Below are 16,113 nucleotides of genomic sequence, written 5' to 3'. Positions count from 1 at the left end.
CGCGCTCAGCCGCGCGGGAGGGACCTCCGTCGCACCGCCGCCGCACGCGCCTGCATGCGGGCGGAAGGCCGCGGGCCCGCGGCCCCGCGGCACGGCCGACCGGGCCACGGGTACGGCGGCGCGGCCCGCGTCCGGACGCCGTGGGGTGGCGGCGCGACCCGGCACCGTACGCCGTGGGGGTGGGGCGCGATGTCGGTGCCCGATGTCGGTGCGGTCCGGCGGCGGACCGGGCGGCGGGCGGTCAGGAAGCCGCCGCGATGGCCACCTCGGGAATGCGGAACGGCTTCATGCAGCCGCCGCACACGATCGGCGCCTGCGCCAGTACGGAGGGGACCACCCGCACGTTGCGTCCGCAGTCGCAGACCGCCTTGACGCGGACGCCGCCGCCGGAGGAGCCGTGCCGGGCGGCCGGTCCCCGGAAGCTGCGCTTGGTGTCGGCCGCGGTGGCGGCCGTGTGCGCCTTCAGCGCGCGCTGCAGGCGCTCGATGGTGGGGCGGTAGCGCCGCTTCGCCTCGGGATTGAGCGTGACCAGCGAGAAGCCGCTGCTCGCGTGCGGCTCTTCGGAGTGGTCCAGCCCCATCTCCTCGGCGATGGCAAGGAATCTGCGGTTGTGGTAGCGGCCGGCGCGCGAGGTGTCTCGCACTCCGCGTGCGGCGGCGATGCCGTGGACTGCCTCGTGCAGCAGTCGCTCGAAGGAGAGCTCGGCGCCGCAGGCGGACGAGGACTCTCCGATCAGGGACTCGGGCGCGGCAAGGTCAGGCAGCTCGGGGTGGTGCCGCTGAATATCGGCCCACGCCTGCGCCAGCTCTGCGGCGAGAACAGGTGGTGTCGTGCTCACGTCGTGACAACGAGCCGAGGTGCCCGGGTGTTCCGATTCCGGGCCATTCCAAATTTTTTGCACGTACCAGTCAGTTCAGTCTCATGCGTCCCGACGAGGACGGGTGCGCAGATCTCAGGAGGAGTCGGTACGTAACGAGGACTATCGACGAAGCCGCCCCGGCGCGCGGCACGAGCCGCACGCCGGGGCGCAGGAGCCTGGTCGGCCCGATCAGTACGAGCGCGCGACGATCGCGAGGGTACCGGGGGCGTCGTCCGCCTCCGGGACCGACCCGTCCGCGGCGATCAGGCAGCGCACGGAGACGGCCTGCTCGGCCAGCTTCGCCTCGCCCTCCGGACCGAGGTCCGCCCACGGGATCCGGGCCCAGCCGCCGGCGATGGCGGCCTCGGCGGCCTCCTCGATGGTCGCGACGTCGGACGTACGGGACTCGCGGCGCTCACGGGACTCGCGCAGCAGCTGCGCCTGGTCCTCGTCCAGCACCTTGGGCAGCAGGTCGGCGAGCGCGTCGATCTGGACCGGGGTCTTCCCGCCCGGGATCCGGCGGGCCAGCATCGCGGTGCCGGCCTCCAGGTCGCGGGGGCCGATCTCGATGCGGACCGGTACGCCCTTGAGCTCCCAGTCCACCGCGCGGCGGCCGAAGGGGGTGTCGACGCGGTCGTCGACGTGCACGCGGATGCCGGCGGCCTTCAGCTGGGCGCCCAGCTCGCGGACCTTTGCCACGGCCTCGTCGCCCTTGATCGCCATGACGACGACCTGGACGTGCGCCAGGCGCGGCGGGACGCGCAGGCCGTTGTCGTCGCCGTGAGACATGATCAGGCCGCCGACCATGCGGGTCGAGACGCCCCACGAGGTCTGCCAGACGAGTTCCTGCTTGCCCTCCTTCGACAGGTACTGCGTGTTGAAGGCCTTGGCGAAGTTGGTGCCGAGCTCGTGGCTCGTGCCCAGCTGCAGCGCCTTGCCGTCACCCATCATGCCCTCGAGGGTGAGGGTGTTGATGGCGCCGGCGAAGCGTTCCTTGGCGGTCTTGCGGCCGAGCACGACGTCGATGCCGAGCACGTTCGTCATGAAGTCGCCGTACACGTCCGTGTGAATGCGGGCGGCGTAGTCGCGGGCGTCCTCGTAGGTGGCGTGGGCGGTGTGGCCCTCCTGCCAGAGGAACTCGCTCGTACGGAGGAACACACGCGGGCGCATCTCCCAGCGGACCACGTTGGCCCACTGGTTGATCAGCAGGGGCAGGTCGCGGTAGCTCTGGACCCACTTGGAGAAGTAGTCATTGATGATCGTCTCGGAGGTGGGCCGGACGACGACCGGCTCTTCCAGCTCCTTGCCGCCGCCGTGCGTGACGACCGCGAGCTCGGGGGCGAAGCCCTCGACATGCTCGGCTTCCCTCGTCAGGTACGACTGCGGAATGAACAGCGGGAAGTACGCGTTCTGGGCGCCCGCGTCCTTGATGCGCGCGTCCATCTCCTGCTGCATCCGCTCCCACAGGCCGTAGCCGTACGGTCGGATGACCATGGTGCCGCGGACCGGACCGTTGTCGGCCAGCTCGGCCTTGTTGATCAGATCCTGGTACCAGCGGGGGAAATCCTCCGCCTGCGGGGTGAGAACGGGTGCCTTTGCCATGCCGCGAATCGTACGGCGCCGCGCACGCGATACGTGAATCGGGTGCCGCGCTCCTCTGGACGCGGGAGCGAATGGGGAGTTCTCTGGCAACGGGGGCAAGGGGGCGACACGGAATCAGGAGCGCTCTTTCGATGACACCTACGCCGACGGCGACGCTCGTCGCCCGGGACTGGGCGGAGATCCAGGAACGGATGCTGGTACCGCTGTACGAAGCGGTCTACGACCGGCTGGAGGTCGGGCCGGGTGACCGGCTGCTCGGCCTCGACTGCGGGGCCGGCCTGGCTCTGCTGCTGGCGGCCGGGCGGGGAGCCGTGGCCACGGGCGTGGAGGCGGATCCGGCCCGGCGGGCGCTGGCCCGTGAGCGGCTGCTGGAGGTACTGGCGGCTCCGCCGTGCTCGCCGCCCCGCCCGTACGACGCCCTGCTGGCCTTCTCCCCGGACCCGGCGGCCCTGGCCTCGGCCCTGCCGGCGGTCCGGCGCGGCGGGGCCGTGGTGCTGGCCGACTGGGGTCCCGCGGAGCGCTGCACGGCGCCCTCGGTCCTGGGCGGCGGGCCCGCGCCCCGGGACTTGGACGCGCTCGTGGAACGGGCCGGACTCAGACCGGACGGGTCGGGGCGGGTGTTCTGCCCGTTCGGGTACGCGGATGTGGACAGCGCGGTGCGCGGACTGCTGTCGACCGGGCTCTACGACGCCGCGGGCGATCCCGCCCTGGCGGAGAAGGAGCTCGCCGAGGCGCTTCACCCGTTCGAGCGGTCCGACGGCGCCGTGTGGCTGCCGAACATCTTCCGGTACGTGATCGCCCGAGTGGCCTAACGGCCGCTCGTCAGTCGGTGCCGTGCGCCTTCGTCAGCCGGGGGATGCCCGCGGCGGCGTAGGCGGCCGGCTCGTCCAGGGTCTCGTTGGCGAGCAGGGCCAGCGCCAGCGCGTCCAGCTGCGGGCGGTGCTCGCGCAGCAGGCGGCAGGCCTCCACGTAGCACTCGTCCACGATCCGCCGCATCTCGTGATCCACCGCGTCGAGGGTGGCGGGTGCCGCGGACAGTCCGTAGGGGCTCTGCGGGTCGGACGGGATGGCGGTGAGCTTGCCGACGCGTTCGCTCATGCCCCAGCGGCCGACCATGCCGCGGACGATGTTGGTGACCTGTTCGAGGTCGTTCTCGGCGCCCGTGGTGATGACGTCGTAGACGATGTGCTCGGCCGCCATGCCGCCCAGCGCGCCGATGATGCGGCCCCGGAGGTACTCCTCGGTGTACGCGTAGCGGTCCGCGTCCGGGGTCGAGAGGGTGACGCCGAGCGCGCGGCCGCGGGGGACGATCGTGATCTTGCGGACCGGGTCGGCACCCGGCTGGAGCATGCCCAGGAGGGCGTGGCCGCTCTCGTGGTAGGCCGTGCGGCGGCGTTCCTCCAACGGCATGACCAGGGCCCGTTCGGCGCCGAGCTGGACCTTCTCCAGGGCGTCGGACAGGTCGGACTGGGTGACCTGCGTCTGCTGACGCTTGACGGCCAGCAGCGCGGCCTCGTTGGCCAGATTGGCGAGCTCCGCTCCCGTCATGCCGGGGGTGGTGCGGGCCACCTGCGCCAGATCGACGTCCTCGGCGAGCGGGATGTCCCGGGTGTGGATGCGCAGGATGGCCTCGCGGCCTCCGCGGTCGGGTGGGGCGACGACCACCGTGCGGTCGAAACGGCCGGGGCGGGTGAGCGCCGGGTCCAGCACGTCCGCCCGGTTGGTGGCGGCCAGGACGACCACACCCTCCGAGCCCGAGAAGCCGTCCATCTCGGTGAGGATCTGGTTCAGGGTCTGTTCGCGTTCGTCGTGACCGCCCATGGCCGCGCCGCCGCCCCGTACCCGCCCGATGGTGTCGATCTCGTCGATGAAGATGATCGCGGGGGCCACCTTCCTCGCCTCGGTGAACAGTTCCCGTACCCGGGATGCGCCGACGCCGACGATCATCTCGATGAACTCGGAGGCGGAGGCGGAGAAGAACGGAACACCGGCCTCGCCCGCGACCGCCCGCGCGAGCAGGGTCTTCCCGGTGCCGGGCGGGCCGGACAGCAGGACCCCGCCGGGCATCCGGGCGCCCATCTTCCGGTACTCCTGCGGGTTCTTCAGGAAGTCGACGACGTCGTTGAGCTCTCCCGCGACCTCGTCGATGCCGGCCACGTCCTGGAAGGTGGTGCGCTTGGAGCCCTCCTCCAGTTCCACCGGCTTGGGCGGTGCCTTGCGGCCCAGCCCTCCCATGCCGCCCATCCTGCCGCCCATCCGGCGGGCGACGACCACCCACAGCAGGACCAGCAGCAGCATCGGGGCGAGGGCGATGACCAGGTTGGCGAGGAAGCTGCGCTGCACGACGACCGGGGAGGCCGTCACGTTCACGTTCTGCTTGGTGAGGTTGGCCCACAGGGCGTCGTCGGCGAAGGCCGGGCGCTGGGTGACGAATTTGGTGTAGTCCCCCTTGTCGCCGTCGGGCAGCGGCTGCCCGGCCTTCAGCTCGCCCTGGATCGCGTCGCCCTTGGAGTAGATCTTCGAGACGTTTCCGGCGGCGACCTGCTTGCTGAACTCGGTGTACGAGATCGTCGGCTCGTCACCGTCGTTGAAGAAGGACAGCACCAGGTTGGCGATCAGGTAAACGATCAGAGCGGCGAGGATCAGCCCCCGCCACCCGCCCGGCATCCTCTTCTTCGGCGGGGGGCTGGGCGGCGCGCCCTCCGAGCGCCACGGCGTATCGGCCCGGTCGCGGGGAGGTACGGGGGTGGGGCTGGGCACGGGGCGCCTCCTTCTGCCATCCTCCCGGCCGACCATAAGGGATAAATCAGGCCGTCGCCCCAGCAGAAAAGGAGGGCCCCGACCGTGTGACCCTGTGGGTCGCACCCCGGCCGGGGCCCTCCTCGCGCGCCTGCGTACGGACTACTTCATGAACTTCTTGAACTCGTCCGGAAGGTCGAAGTCCTGACCGGGCTGGCCGCCGCCCGCCGGAAGGCCGAAGGGGTTGCCGGCGGCCGCGGGCTCGACCGCCTGCGGACCCTGCTCCCTGCGGGCCGCGGCTGCGGCCTCCTCTTCCCTGCGCTTCATCGGGTTGCCGCTCTTGCGCTTGCCCTTGGCCTGCTTGACCTGCTTCTTCTGCCGGCCGGGGCCGCCGCCCATCCCGGGGATGCCCGGCATCCCGGGCATCCCGCCGCCCTGGGCCATGCGGGACATCATCTTGCGGGCGTCGAAGAACCGCTCCACGAGCGCCTTGACGGCGCTGACCTCGGTGCCGGAACCCTTGGCGATACGGGCACGGCGCGAGCCGTTGATGATCGTCGGGTCCTGGCGCTCGGCCGGGGTCATCGACTTGATGATCGCGGCGGTGCGGTCGACGTCGCGCTCGTCGATGTTGTTGATCTGGTCCTTGATCTGACCCATGCCGGGCAGCATGCCGAGCAGCTTGGAGATGGAGCCCATCTTGCGGACCTGCTCCATCTGGGCCAGGAAGTCGTCGAGCGTGAACTCCTTGGGACCCTTGGCGAGCTTGGCCGCCATCTTCTCGGCCTCGGCCTGCGAGAAGGTCTTCTCGGCCTGCTCGATGAGGGTGAGCATGTCACCCATGTCGAGGATCCGGCCCGCCATGCGGTCGGGGTGGAACGCGTCGAACTCGTCGAGCTTCTCGCCGTTCGAGGCGAACATGATCTGCTTGCCGGTGACGTGCGCGATGGAGAGCGCGGCACCGCCACGGGCGTCGCCGTCGAGCTTGGAGAGCACGACGCCGTCGAAGCCGACGCCGTCCTGGAAGGCCTCGGCGGTGTTGACCGCGTCCTGGCCGATCATGGCGTCGACGACGAAGAGGATCTCGTCGGGGCTGACGGCGTCGCGGATGTCCGCGGCCTGCTGCATCAGCTCGGTGTCGATGCCGAGGCGGCCGGCGGTGTCGACGATGACGATGTCGTACTGCTTGGTCCGCGCGTACTCGACGGAGTCCTTCGCGACCTGGACCGGGTCGCCGACGCCGTTGCCGGGCTGAGGCGCGTAGACGGCCACCCCTGCGCGCTCGGCGACGACGCTCAGCTGGTTGACGGCGTTGGGGCGCTGGAGGTCGCAGGCGACGAGCAGCGGGGCGTGACCCTGCCCCTTCAGCCAGAGGCCGAGCTTGCCGGCGAGAGTGGTCTTACCGGCACCCTGGAGACCGGCCAGCATGATCACGGTGGGCGCGGTCTTGGCGAAGCGCAGCCGCCGGGTCTCGCCGCCGAGGATGGTGACGAGCTCGTCGTTGACGATCTTCAGGACCTGCTGGCCCGGGTTCAGGGCCTTGCTGACCTCTTCGCCGCGCGCGCGTTCCTTGACGTTCGCGATGAAGGAGCGGACGACCGGGAGGGCGACGTCGGCCTCGAGGAGGGCGATACGGATTTCCCGGGCCGCTGCGTCGATGTCAGCCTCGGACAGCCGGCCTTTGCCGCGCAGGCCCTTGAAGGTATTCGCCAAGCGGTCGGAGAGCGTATCGAACACGGTGGTCGCGATTCCTCGGGTCGGGGGCGGTGTGGTCGTCCCCCAGGGTATCGGCCCTTGCCGCGTGGTGGACCCGGCGGGCCGTCCTGGACTTCGCCCGGACCCGTGGATTCGGCCGAGCGCAGCCCGCACGGACACGCAGGAGGACTGGGTACCCGTACAGCCGCAGGACCGGCAAACCCTCGCCCCACGGCGTCCGGAGCGGGTGCGCGACGTGGGCGCGCGCCGCACCGCGGCAAAGTGCATCCCGCCGACCCTTGAGCAGCGAAGTCCGGGGCGTAAGCGTGGCGCATCCCGACCTCGCCCCCAGCGTGGGGGGCACGGACCCGGGCATAGGAGCCACGCGGCCCCAGTCCGGCCCCGCCGCGGCTGCGGCGGGGCCGGATGCGCGCCGCAGACGCGGCAAGCACCGGTCCTTGAGCAGCTGAGCGCGGGGCGTCGCGGAGGCGCAAGTCCGGCCCCGCCTGCGTTTGAGGCGCGGGGGTGCGGGGGCCGGCCTCCGCACCAGCAGCGCGCCCCTGGGCACGGGTCCCGGAGTCGGGCCCCGTGGGCGACGCGGCGGGGGGGGGGGGCCCCCCCCCCCCCCCCGGGCGGGCAGGGGGGGGGGGGGCGCCCGGCCCCCCCACCACCCCTTCCCCGTTCCGCGCCGACTGGAGACCGCCCATGCGCACCCGCAGCAGAACGCGTAGCCGCACCCGCACCTCTCTGTACGGTCTGTTCCTCGGCCTGCTGCTGGGCGCGGGCCTGCTGCCGGCCGGCGGGGCGACGGCCGCGGACAACGGCACGTGGGGGGTGTTCCCGACGCCGACGGGCGGGGCCACGATGACCGACCGCGCGTACTTCTTCCACCAGGGCGCGGCCGGGACCAGCCTCAGCGACAGCGTGACGATCCTGAACTCCTCCGACCGGGAGCTGACGTTCCAGGTCTTCGCCACCGACGCCGTGAACACCCCGTCGGGCGGCGCCTTCGCGCTGCTGCCGGTGGAGACGAAGCCGAAGGACGTCGGCGCGTGGATCGCGCTGGCGCCGGAGAGCTCGCGCACCGTCACCGTGCCGCCCAAGGGCCGCAAGGACATCCCGTTCACCGTGCGGGTCCCGGCGGACGCGACGCCCGGCGACCACGTCGGCGGGATCGTCGCCCTGGGCACCGCCGTGGAGGGCGTGCAGCAGGAGGGCAGGGTCCAGGTCGGCGTGAAGCGCTCGGTGGGCGCCCGGCTGTACTTCCGCGTTCCGGGGCCCGTCACGGCGGGGCTGAGCGTGGAGGAGGTGCGGGTCAGCCGGTCGGCGCCGCTGCTGCCCTGGATCGAGGACGCCCGCGCCACGGTCTCGTACGCACTGGTCAACCGGGGCAACGTGGTCGTGGAGCCCCGGGTGACGGTCTCCGCCGAGGGGCTGTTCGGGCGCGAGGTGCTGAACCGCCCGGCCCGCGATCTGAGGCTGACCCTGCTGCCGGGTCAGCGCGTCGAGCTGACCGAACCGTGGCCGGACGCCCCCCAGTCGGACTGGGTGAGCGTCAAGGTCACCGCGGGAGCCGCCGCCCACCCCCATCTGGTCGCGCAGTCCGAGACGGACTTCATCGCGGTGCCCTGGCCCGCGGTGGGCCTGTTCCTGGTACTGGCCGGCGCGGGCGTCACCTGGTGGGTGCTGCGCCGCCGTCGCCGCACGGCCGGCGACGAGACGGAACCCGCCCCGGACCTGGCCCGGGCCTTCTGACCGGACGACCGGACGACCGGACGACCGGACGACCGGATCACCGCATGACCGGATCACCGCATGACCGCATGACCGCATGAACGGAACTCGCCCCCCGAGTGACGGTTGCGGGGGGCGAGTCGGTCCTACGGGGCGTGCAGGCGGCCCGTGCAGTCCTGATCGGGGACCGAGGATCAGGGATCAGTGATTGCGGGGGAAGCCCAGGTCCACACCGTCCGGGGCGTCCGCGGGGTCCGGCCAGCGGGTCGTGACGACCTTGCCGCGGGTGTAGAAGTGGATGCCGTCGTTGCCGTAGATATGGTGATCGCCGAAGAGCGAGTCCTTCCAGCCACCGAACGAGTGGTAGCCGACCGGCACCGGGATCGGGACGTTGACGCCGACCATGCCCGCCTCGATCTCCAACTGGAAGCGGCGGGCCGCGCCGCCGTCGCGGGTGAAGATCGCGGTGCCGTTGCCGAACGGCGAGGCGTTGATGAGGGCCACGCCCTCCTCGTAGGTCTCCGTGCGCAGGACGCAGAGCACCGGGCCGAAGATCTCGTCGCGGTAGGCGTCGGAGTCGGTCCGCACGTGGTCGAGCAGGGACAGGCCGATCCAGTGGCCGTTCTCGTTGCCCTCGACCGTGTACCCGGTGCCGTCCAGGACCACGTCGGCGCCCTGGGCGGCGGCGCCCTTCACGTACGAGGCGACCTTGTCGCGGTGGGCGGCCGTGATCAGCGGGCCCATCTCGGAGGTCGGGTCGTTGCCGGGGCCGATCTTGATCTTCTCGGCACGCTCGCGGATCTTGTCGACCAGCGTGTCGGCGATGGAGCCGACGGCCACGACGGCGGAGATCGCCATGCAGCGCTCGCCGGCCGAGCCGTAGGCCGCGGAGACCGCCGCGTCGGCGGCCGCGTCCAGGTCGGCGTCGGGCAGCACCAGCATGTGGTTCTTGGCGCCGCCCAGGGCCTGCACGCGCTTGCCGTTGGCCGAGGCGGTGGTGTGGATGTGGCGGGCGATCGGGGTCGAGCCGACGAAGGAGACGGCCGCGATGCCCGGGTGGGCCAGCAGCGCGTCGACGGCCACCTTGTCGCCGTGCACCACGTTCAGCACGCCGGCGGGCAGACCGGCTTCGGTCATCAGCTCGGCCAGCTTGTTGGCGGCCGACGGATCCTTCTCGCTCGGCTTGAGGATGAAGGTGTTTCCGCAGGCCACGGCCAGCGGGAACATCCACATCGGCACCATCGCCGGGAAGTTGAAGGGGGTGATGCCCGCGACGACGCCCAGCGGCTGGCGGATGGAGGAGACGTCCACGCGGTTCGACACGGACGTCGACAGCTCGCCCTTGAGGTGCGTGGTGATCCCGCAGGCCAGCTCGACGATCTCCAAGCCGCGGGCGACCTCGCCCAGCGCGTCCGAGTGGACCTTGCCGTGCTCGGCGGTGATCAGCTCGGCGATGGCGTCACGGTTGGCGTCCAGCAGGGCGCGGTAGGCGAACAGCACCTTGGTGCGGGCGGCCAGCGAGGACCGGCCCCAGGTCTGGAAGGCCTCCCGGGCGACCTGTACCGCCGCGTCGACCTCTTCGGCCGAGGCGAGCGCGACCTGCGTGGTGACCTCGCCGGTGGCCGGGTCGGTGACCGGGCCGTAGTTGCCCGACGCGCCCTCGACGGTCTTGCCACCGATCCAGTGGTTGACGGTCTTCATGTGCCTTGCTCCTTCACAGATGGCGACGTCGCTGCGCGGCTTGCCGGTCGTACTCTTCACGGGCCCGGGCCGCGGCCTTGCGGGTCGCGGTCTCGGCCACAGGAACATCCCACCACGCCTGTGCCGGGGGTGGGCCCGACACAGTGTCGGGCGTTCGGGTCTGTACGTAGACACATGTGGGACGAGTCGCCGAGCGGGCTTCGGCAAGAGCTTCCCGCAGGTCATGTGTGGTGCGGGCGCGGATCACGGCCATCCCGAGAGAGGCCGCGTTGGCCGCGAGGTCCACCGGAAGGGGGTCACCGGTGTACGAACCGTCCGGCGCCCGGAAGCGGTATCCGGTGGCGAAGCCCTCGCCGCCCACCGCCCCGGACAGGCACCCGATCGACGCGTACCCGTGGTTGTCGAGGACCACCACCTTGATCGGGACGCCCTCCTGGACGGCCGTGACCATCTCGGTCGGATTCATCAAGTATGTCCCGTCGCCGACCAGCGCCCACACCGGGCGGCCGGGAGCGGCCAGGGCCACCCCGATCGCAGCGGGGATCTCGTAGCCCATGCAGGAGTATCCGTACTCGACGTGGTACTGGTCGGCCGAACGGGCCCGCCACAGCTTGTGGAGGTCGCCGGGGAGGGATCCGGCCGCGTTGATCAGGATGTCGGTGCCGTCGACCAGCGCGTCGAGCAGCCCGAGCACCTGGGCCTGGGTGGGCGGAAGCGTCTCGTCGGCCGCGGACACGGCGTAGGCCCGGTCGACGCGTGCCTCCCAGCGGGCCTTGGCCCCCGTGTACTCCTGCTCGTAGGCGGGGTCCACCCGGTGGCCCTGGAGGCCCGCCACGAGCGAGCGCAGGCCGGCCCGGGCATCGGCGAGGAGCGGCAGGGCCGCCAGCTTGTGCGCGTCGAAGCCCGCGATGTTCAGATTCACGAAGCGGACACCGGGATTCTGGAACAGGGTGGCCGAGGCCGTCGTGAAGTCGGTGTACCGGGTGCCGACGCCCAGGACCAGGTCGGCGGTCCGTGCGAGGTCGTTGGCGGTGGCCGTGCCCGTGTGCCCGACACCGCCCACGTCGGCGGGATGGTCGAAGGGCAGCGAACCCTTGCCGGACTGGGTGGAGGCGACCGGGATGCCCGTCGCCTCGGCGAGTGTGCCCAGGGCGTGGTGGCCGGCGCTGTGGTGCACCCCGCCGCCGGCGACGATCAGCGGGCGCCGGGCGGCGCGGACCGCTGCGCAGGCGGCGCTCCATTCGTCCGGGTCCGGCTGGGGGGCACTGATGTGCCAGGTCCGGTCGGCGAAGAACTCCTCCGGCCAGTCGTACGCCTCCACCTGCACGTCCTGTGGCAGCGCGAGGGTGACGGCGCCGGTCTGCGCGGGGTCGGTGAGCACCCGCACGGCCTGGAGGGCGGCCGGGATCAGGGCCTCGGGGCGGGTGATCCGGTCGAAGTGACGGGATACGGGCCGCAGGGTGTCGTTGACCGAGACGTCGCCGGCGTACGGAACCTCCAGCTGTTGCAGCACCGGGTCTGCGGGCCGGGTGGCGAAGGTGTCCCCGGGGAGCAGGAGCACCGGGAGGTGGTTGATCGTGGCGAGGGCGGCGCCGGTGACGAGGTTGGTGGCGCCGGGCCCGATGGAGGTGGTGACGGCGTGCGCGGAGAGCCGGCCGCGCTGGCGGGCGTAGCCGACGGCGGCGTGCACCATGGCCTGCTCGTTACGGCCCTGGAGGAAGGGCATGTCCTGCGGCCCGGTCTCCAGCAGGGCCTGGCCGATGCCGGCCACGTTGCCGTGCCCGAAGATCCCCCAGGTCGCGGCGATCAGCCGGTGGCGCCGCCCGTCGCGCTCGGTGTACTGGCGGGCGAGGAAGCGTACGAGCGCCTGCGCGACGGTGAGCCTCACCGGTGGTCCTCCGCTCGGGGGAAGGGCAGCCGCGGGTCGATGTCCTGCCCGTCCCAGCTGCCGCGGATCCAGCCGTGGTCGGGGTGGTCCCGGATGAGCCACTCCCGGGTCTCCCCCGGACCGGCCATCACGTTCAGGTAGTACATGTCGTGCCCGGGGGCGGCGATGGACGGCCCATGCCAGCCGTCGGGGATCAGCACGGCGTCGCCGGTGCGCACCTCGGCGAGGATGTCGGTCTTCCCGGCGGGGGAGGGCGTGACGCGCTGGTATCCGAGCCCCGGGGTGTCCCCGTGCGGGGCGATCTCGAAGTAGTAGATCTCCTCCAGGCGGGACTCCTCGCCGGGGTGGTGCTCGTCGTGCTTGTGGGGCGGGTACGAGGACCAGTTGCCGCCGGGGGTGAGCACCTCGACGGCGATCAGCCGGTCGCAGTCGAAGCCGTCCGGGCCGGCGGCCGCGAAGTTGTTGACCTGCCGCGAGCACTGGCCCGCGCCCCGCAGCTCGACGGCCACGTCCACTGCCGGCCCGTACCGCGCGGGCAGCCGCCGCTCGCACCGCGCCCCGACGAGGGCGAACCGCCCGCCGCGGGCCGAGCGGACCTCCGCGTGCCCGTCCCGGGGCAGGTACGCGAAGTCACTGGGCCCGTCGAACACCCCCCGACGCCCCCGCAGTTCAAACACGTGCGGTCCGCTGCTGGGGGCGGCGCCCCCTTCCTTCAGCCCCGCCGGCGTTTGAGGCGCGGGGCCCGGGGCGGCGCCCCCTTCTTTCAGCCCCGCCGGCGTTTGAGGCGCGGGGCCCGGGGCGGCGCCCCGGCAGCGGACCTCGCACCCGCCCGACAACGGGAGCACGATCCACTCCGACTCCCCGCACTCGTGCGCGTACACCTCCCCCGGCCCGAGGTCGAGGACCACCAGCCTCGTCCACGACATCCCCCACTCAGACACCACCGGCACGCCCGACCACCTCCTCCACCTCGTGAGAGAACGGCATCGCACTCGAACACGCCAGCCGCGAAGCGACGATGGCCCCGGCCGCGTTCGCGAACCGCATCACCCGGTCCGGCGGCCACCCCGCCAACAGCCCGTGGCACAGCGCACCCCCGAACGCGTCCCCCGCCCCGAGCCCGTTCACCACCCGGACGGGAACCGGCGGGACCTCCGCCACCGTCCCGTCACGGTGGACCGCCAGCACGCCCTCCGGCCCCCGTTTGACCACCGCCAGTTCCACTCCCGCGGCGAGCAGCGCCCGCGCCGCCGCATACGGCTCCGATTCGCCCGTCGCGATCTCGCACTCCTCCGTGTTCCCGACTGCCACCGTGGCCCATTCCAGAGCCCGTGCGTAGTACGGCCCGGGTTTCTCCCGCCACAGCATCGGCCGCCAGTCCAGGTCGAACACCGTCGTCCCCGACCGTCCTCGCGCCTCCAGCGCCGCCAGCGTCGCCGCCCGTGAGGGCTCCTCGCTCAGGCCCGTCCCCGTCATCCAGAACACGCGGGCCGCCCGTACCGCCTCCAGGTCCACTTCGTCCGGCGCGATCTCCAGGTCCGGTGCTTTCGGCAGCCGGTAGAAGTACAGCGGGAACCGGTCCGGCGGAAAGATCTCGCAGAAGGTGACGGGCGTGGGGAGGCCGGCGACCTCGGTCGCCCACCGGTCGTCCACGCCGAACCCCCGCAGCTCGGAGCGGAGATACGCGCCGAAGGGGTCCGCGCCGGTACGGGTGATCAGCGCCACCCGGCGCCCCAGCCGGGCCGCGGCGACGGCCACGTTCGCCGGGGAGCCGCCCAGGAACTTGCCGAAGGTCTCGACCTCGGCCAGTGGTACGCCGGTCGTCAGCGGGTAGAGATCCACCCCGATCCGGCCCATCGTGATCAGGTCGAACGCGAACGGATCGCCGGTGCCGGTCACAGTCAGTCCTCCCACTCGTCTCCCACCCTAAGGTGGCCGCTATGACGTCCTCCCCGCCCGCGTTGACCCGTATCCGCATCGGTTCGGCTCCGGACTCCTGGGGTGTCTGGTTTCCCGACGATCCCGGCCAGACCCCCTGGGAGCGCTTCCTCGACGAGGTGGCCGACGCCGGGTACGAGTGGATCGAACTCGGCCCCTACGGCTACCTGCCCACCGATCCCGCCCGGCTCGCCGAGGAGACGGCCAAGCGCGGACTGCGGGTCTCGGCGGGAACCGTGTTCACCGGACTCCATCACGGGCCCGCCGTGTGGGAGGACACCTGGGAGCACGTGTCGCGGATCGCCGCGCTCACGCAGGCCATGGGTGCGGCCCATCTCGTCGTCATCCCCTCCTTCTGGCGGGACGACAAGACGGGCGCGGTGCTGGAGGACCGCGCCCTCACCGCCGCCCAATGGCGTCAACTGACCTCACAGACCGAGCGCCTGGGCCGCGAGGTCCAGGACCGGTACGGGCTGCGGATCGTCGTCCACCCGCATGCCGACACCCACATCGACACCCCTTCGAACGTGGCGCGCTTCCTGGACGCCACCGACCCCGGCCTCGTCTCCCTGTGTCTGGACACCGGCCACTACGCGTACTGCGGCGGTGACAGCGTCCAGGCCGTCGAGACCTTCGCCGAGCGGATCGGCTATCTCCACCTCAAGCAGGTGGACCCGCGGATCCTGGCCGAAGTCGTCGCGGAGGGGCTGCCCTTCGGGCCGGCCGTGGGCCGCGGGGTGATGTGCGAACCGCCGTCGGGGGTGCCCGCGCTGGAACCCGTACTGGCGGCGGCCCAGCGTCTGGGCGTGGACCTGTTCGCCATCGTGGAGCAGGACATGTATCCCTGTCCGCCCGACCGGCCGCTGCCGATCGCCCGGCGTACCCGCGCCTACCTGCGCTCCTGCGGCGCACGCTGACTCTCCGGAGGAACACGACATGACCAGCACGCTCGGCATCGCCGTCATCGGCACCGGGAAGATGGGTTCGGACCACGTGCGCCGGATCGGGCGGACCGTCGGCGGCGCCCGGGTGGTGGCCGTGGCGGATCCGGACGGGGACCGGGTCAAGGAGGTCGCGGGCGCCCTGGACGGCGCGGCCGCGTACACCGACCCGGCGGCGGCGATAGCCGCGCCCGGCGTTCAGGCCGTACTGATCGCCTCCCCCGGGCCCGCGCACGAGGAGGCGATCCTGCACGCCCTGGAGCGGGAGCTGCCGGTGCTGTGCGAGAAGCCGCTGACGCCGGACGCGGCGGGGGCCCTGCGCGTCATGGAGGCCGAACTGCGGCTGGGGCGGCGCCTGGTGCAGGTGGGCTTCATGCGGCGGTACGACGCCGAGTACGAGCGGCTGAAGGAGCTGCTGGACGCGGGCGGGATCGGGCGGCCGCTCTTCCTGCACTGCCGGCACCGCAACGCCGCCTCGCCGTCCTTCTTCACCAGCGACATGCTGATCAGCGACTCCGTGGTGCACGAGGTGGACGCGGCCCGCTGGCTGCTGGGGCAGGAGATCACGGCCGTCAGTGTGCTCTCCCCCCGGCCCACGGCGGCCGCTCCGGAGGGGCTGAGCGATCCCCGGCTGGTGCTGCTGGAGACCTCCGGCGGAGCCGTCGTCGATGTGGAGATCTTCGTCAACTGCGGTTTCGGCTACCAGGTGCAGTGCGAGGCGGTCGGCGAGTCGGGCAGTGCCCGTATCGGCGACGGCCACGCGATGGTGGTGCAGTCGGCGGGCCGGTGGGGCGGTGAGATCGCGCAGGACTTCACGGTGCGCTTCGCCGACGCCTACGACCGCCAGCTGCGCCGCTGGGTGGCCGCGGCCGTGCGCGGCCGGGTGGCCGGGCCCGACGCGTGGGACGGCTACGCGGCGGCAGCCGTCTCCGAGGCGGGCCTCGCGGCCGCGCGCAGCGGCGTACGGACGATGGTGGAGCTGACGGAACGGCCGGACTTGTACCGCTGACGCCTCT

General features: G+C 72.2%; 12 protein-coding genes. 4 read left to right on the top strand and 8 right to left on the bottom strand.

Annotated features, from left to right (window positions below):
* Positions 1–241: 241 nt before the first annotated feature.
* Together ACWGIF_RS11720 and proS are read right to left on the bottom strand one after the other, a co-directional pair.
* Positions 242–838 carry a hypothetical protein gene (locus tag ACWGIF_RS11720; protein ID WP_453494696.1) on the bottom strand — a complete coding sequence of 199 codons (597 nt, stop codon included), beginning with the start codon at positions 836–838 and terminating at the stop codon, positions 242–244.
* A 210-nt stretch (positions 839–1,048) separates the two neighbouring features.
* Positions 1,049–2,461 (bottom strand): proline--tRNA ligase, encoded by a 1,413-nt coding sequence (gene proS / locus ACWGIF_RS11715; RefSeq protein ID WP_453494693.1) that lies wholly within the window; start codon positions 2,459–2,461, stop codon positions 1,049–1,051.
* Between the two features lie 131 nt (positions 2,462–2,592).
* Here proS and ACWGIF_RS11710 point away from each other — a divergent pair, with 131 nt between their 5' ends.
* Entirely contained in the window at positions 2,593–3,273 is a 681-nt protein-coding gene (locus ACWGIF_RS11710; RefSeq protein ID WP_453494690.1) for a methyltransferase type 11, read from the top strand.
* Positions 3,274–3,283: 10 nt separating this feature from the next.
* Here the strand turns inward: ACWGIF_RS11710 and ftsH are convergent, their stop codons facing one another.
* Together ftsH and ffh are read right to left on the bottom strand one after the other, a co-directional pair.
* Positions 3,284–5,128, bottom strand: coding sequence for an ATP-dependent zinc metalloprotease FtsH (ftsH, locus tag ACWGIF_RS11705; RefSeq protein WP_453494771.1), 1,845 nt, complete (start codon positions 5,126–5,128; stop codon positions 3,284–3,286).
* Positions 5,129–5,362: 234 nt separating this feature from the next.
* Complete coding sequence (gene ffh, locus ACWGIF_RS11700; protein WP_453494687.1) at positions 5,363–6,937, bottom strand: signal recognition particle protein; 1,575 nt, start codon at positions 6,935–6,937, stop codon at positions 5,363–5,365.
* 663 nt (positions 6,938–7,600) lie between these two features.
* Between ffh and ACWGIF_RS11695 the strand changes: the two genes are divergently transcribed.
* Positions 7,601–8,650, top strand: coding sequence for a WxL protein peptidoglycan domain-containing protein (locus ACWGIF_RS11695; RefSeq protein WP_453494684.1), 1,050 nt, complete (start codon positions 7,601–7,603; stop codon positions 8,648–8,650).
* A gap of 180 nt (positions 8,651–8,830) precedes the next feature.
* Here the strand turns inward: ACWGIF_RS11695 and ACWGIF_RS11690 are convergent, their stop codons facing one another.
* Genes ACWGIF_RS11690 through iolC form a run of 4 tightly spaced genes read right to left on the bottom strand, consistent with a single transcriptional unit; the run spans position 8,831 to position 14,132 of the window.
* Complete coding sequence (locus tag ACWGIF_RS11690; protein WP_453494681.1) at positions 8,831–10,330, bottom strand: CoA-acylating methylmalonate-semialdehyde dehydrogenase; 1,500 nt, start codon at positions 10,328–10,330, stop codon at positions 8,831–8,833.
* Positions 10,331–10,343: 13 nt separating this feature from the next.
* The gene (gene iolD, locus ACWGIF_RS11685; RefSeq protein WP_453494678.1) at positions 10,344–12,218 is read right to left on the bottom strand and encodes a 3D-(3,5/4)-trihydroxycyclohexane-1,2-dione acylhydrolase (decyclizing); all 1,875 of its coding nucleotides are present in this window, start codon (positions 12,216–12,218) and stop codon (positions 10,344–10,346) included.
* On the bottom strand, positions 12,215–13,144 hold the full coding sequence (gene iolB, locus ACWGIF_RS11680; protein ID WP_453494768.1) for a 5-deoxy-glucuronate isomerase: 930 nt from the start codon (positions 13,142–13,144) through the stop codon (positions 12,215–12,217). Before iolB ends, iolD begins: the two co-directional genes overlap by 4 nt.
* A gap of 7 nt (positions 13,145–13,151) precedes the next feature.
* Positions 13,152–14,132 carry a 5-dehydro-2-deoxygluconokinase gene (gene iolC / locus ACWGIF_RS11675; protein ID WP_453494676.1) on the bottom strand — a complete coding sequence of 327 codons (981 nt, stop codon included), beginning with the start codon at positions 14,130–14,132 and terminating at the stop codon, positions 13,152–13,154.
* 26 nt (positions 14,133–14,158) lie between these two features.
* Here iolC and ACWGIF_RS11670 point away from each other — a divergent pair, with 26 nt between their 5' ends.
* Positions 14,159–15,073, top strand: a complete 915-nt coding sequence (locus ACWGIF_RS11670; RefSeq protein WP_453494674.1) for a sugar phosphate isomerase/epimerase family protein — start codon at positions 14,159–14,161, stop codon at positions 15,071–15,073.
* Between the two features lie 19 nt (positions 15,074–15,092).
* The gene (locus ACWGIF_RS11665) at positions 15,093–16,106 is read left to right on the top strand and encodes a Gfo/Idh/MocA family protein (protein WP_453494671.1); all 1,014 of its coding nucleotides are present in this window, start codon (positions 15,093–15,095) and stop codon (positions 16,104–16,106) included.
* Positions 16,107–16,113 lie beyond the last annotated feature (7 nt).

The organism is Streptomyces sp. NPDC054849 (assembly GCF_053610945.1).
The sequence above is the reverse complement of the archived record's forward strand: the minus strand, read 5'-3'. Positions and strand labels throughout refer to the sequence as shown.

Bases quoted from the DNA above. Each gene is read 5' to 3' on its own strand.
- iolB (WP_453494768.1), bottom strand. From the start codon at position 13,144: ATGTCGTGGACGAGGCTGGTGGTCCTCGACCTCGGGCCGGGGGAGGTG.
- ftsH (WP_453494771.1), bottom strand. From the start codon at position 5,128: ATGCCGGGCGGGTGGCGGGGGCTGATCCTCGCCGCTCTGATCGTTTAC.
- ACWGIF_RS11670 (WP_453494674.1), top strand. From the start codon at position 14,159: ATGACGTCCTCCCCGCCCGCGTTGACCCGTATCCGCATCGGTTCGGCT.
- ACWGIF_RS11695 (WP_453494684.1), top strand. From the start codon at position 7,601: ATGCGCACCCGCAGCAGAACGCGTAGCCGCACCCGCACCTCTCTGTAC.
- ACWGIF_RS11690 (WP_453494681.1), bottom strand. From the start codon at position 10,330: ATGAAGACCGTCAACCACTGGATCGGTGGCAAGACCGTCGAGGGCGCG.
- ACWGIF_RS11710 (WP_453494690.1), top strand. From the start codon at position 2,593: ATGACACCTACGCCGACGGCGACGCTCGTCGCCCGGGACTGGGCGGAG.
- proS (WP_453494693.1), bottom strand. From the start codon at position 2,461: ATGGCAAAGGCACCCGTTCTCACCCCGCAGGCGGAGGATTTCCCCCGC.
- ACWGIF_RS11665 (WP_453494671.1), top strand. From the start codon at position 15,093: ATGACCAGCACGCTCGGCATCGCCGTCATCGGCACCGGGAAGATGGGT.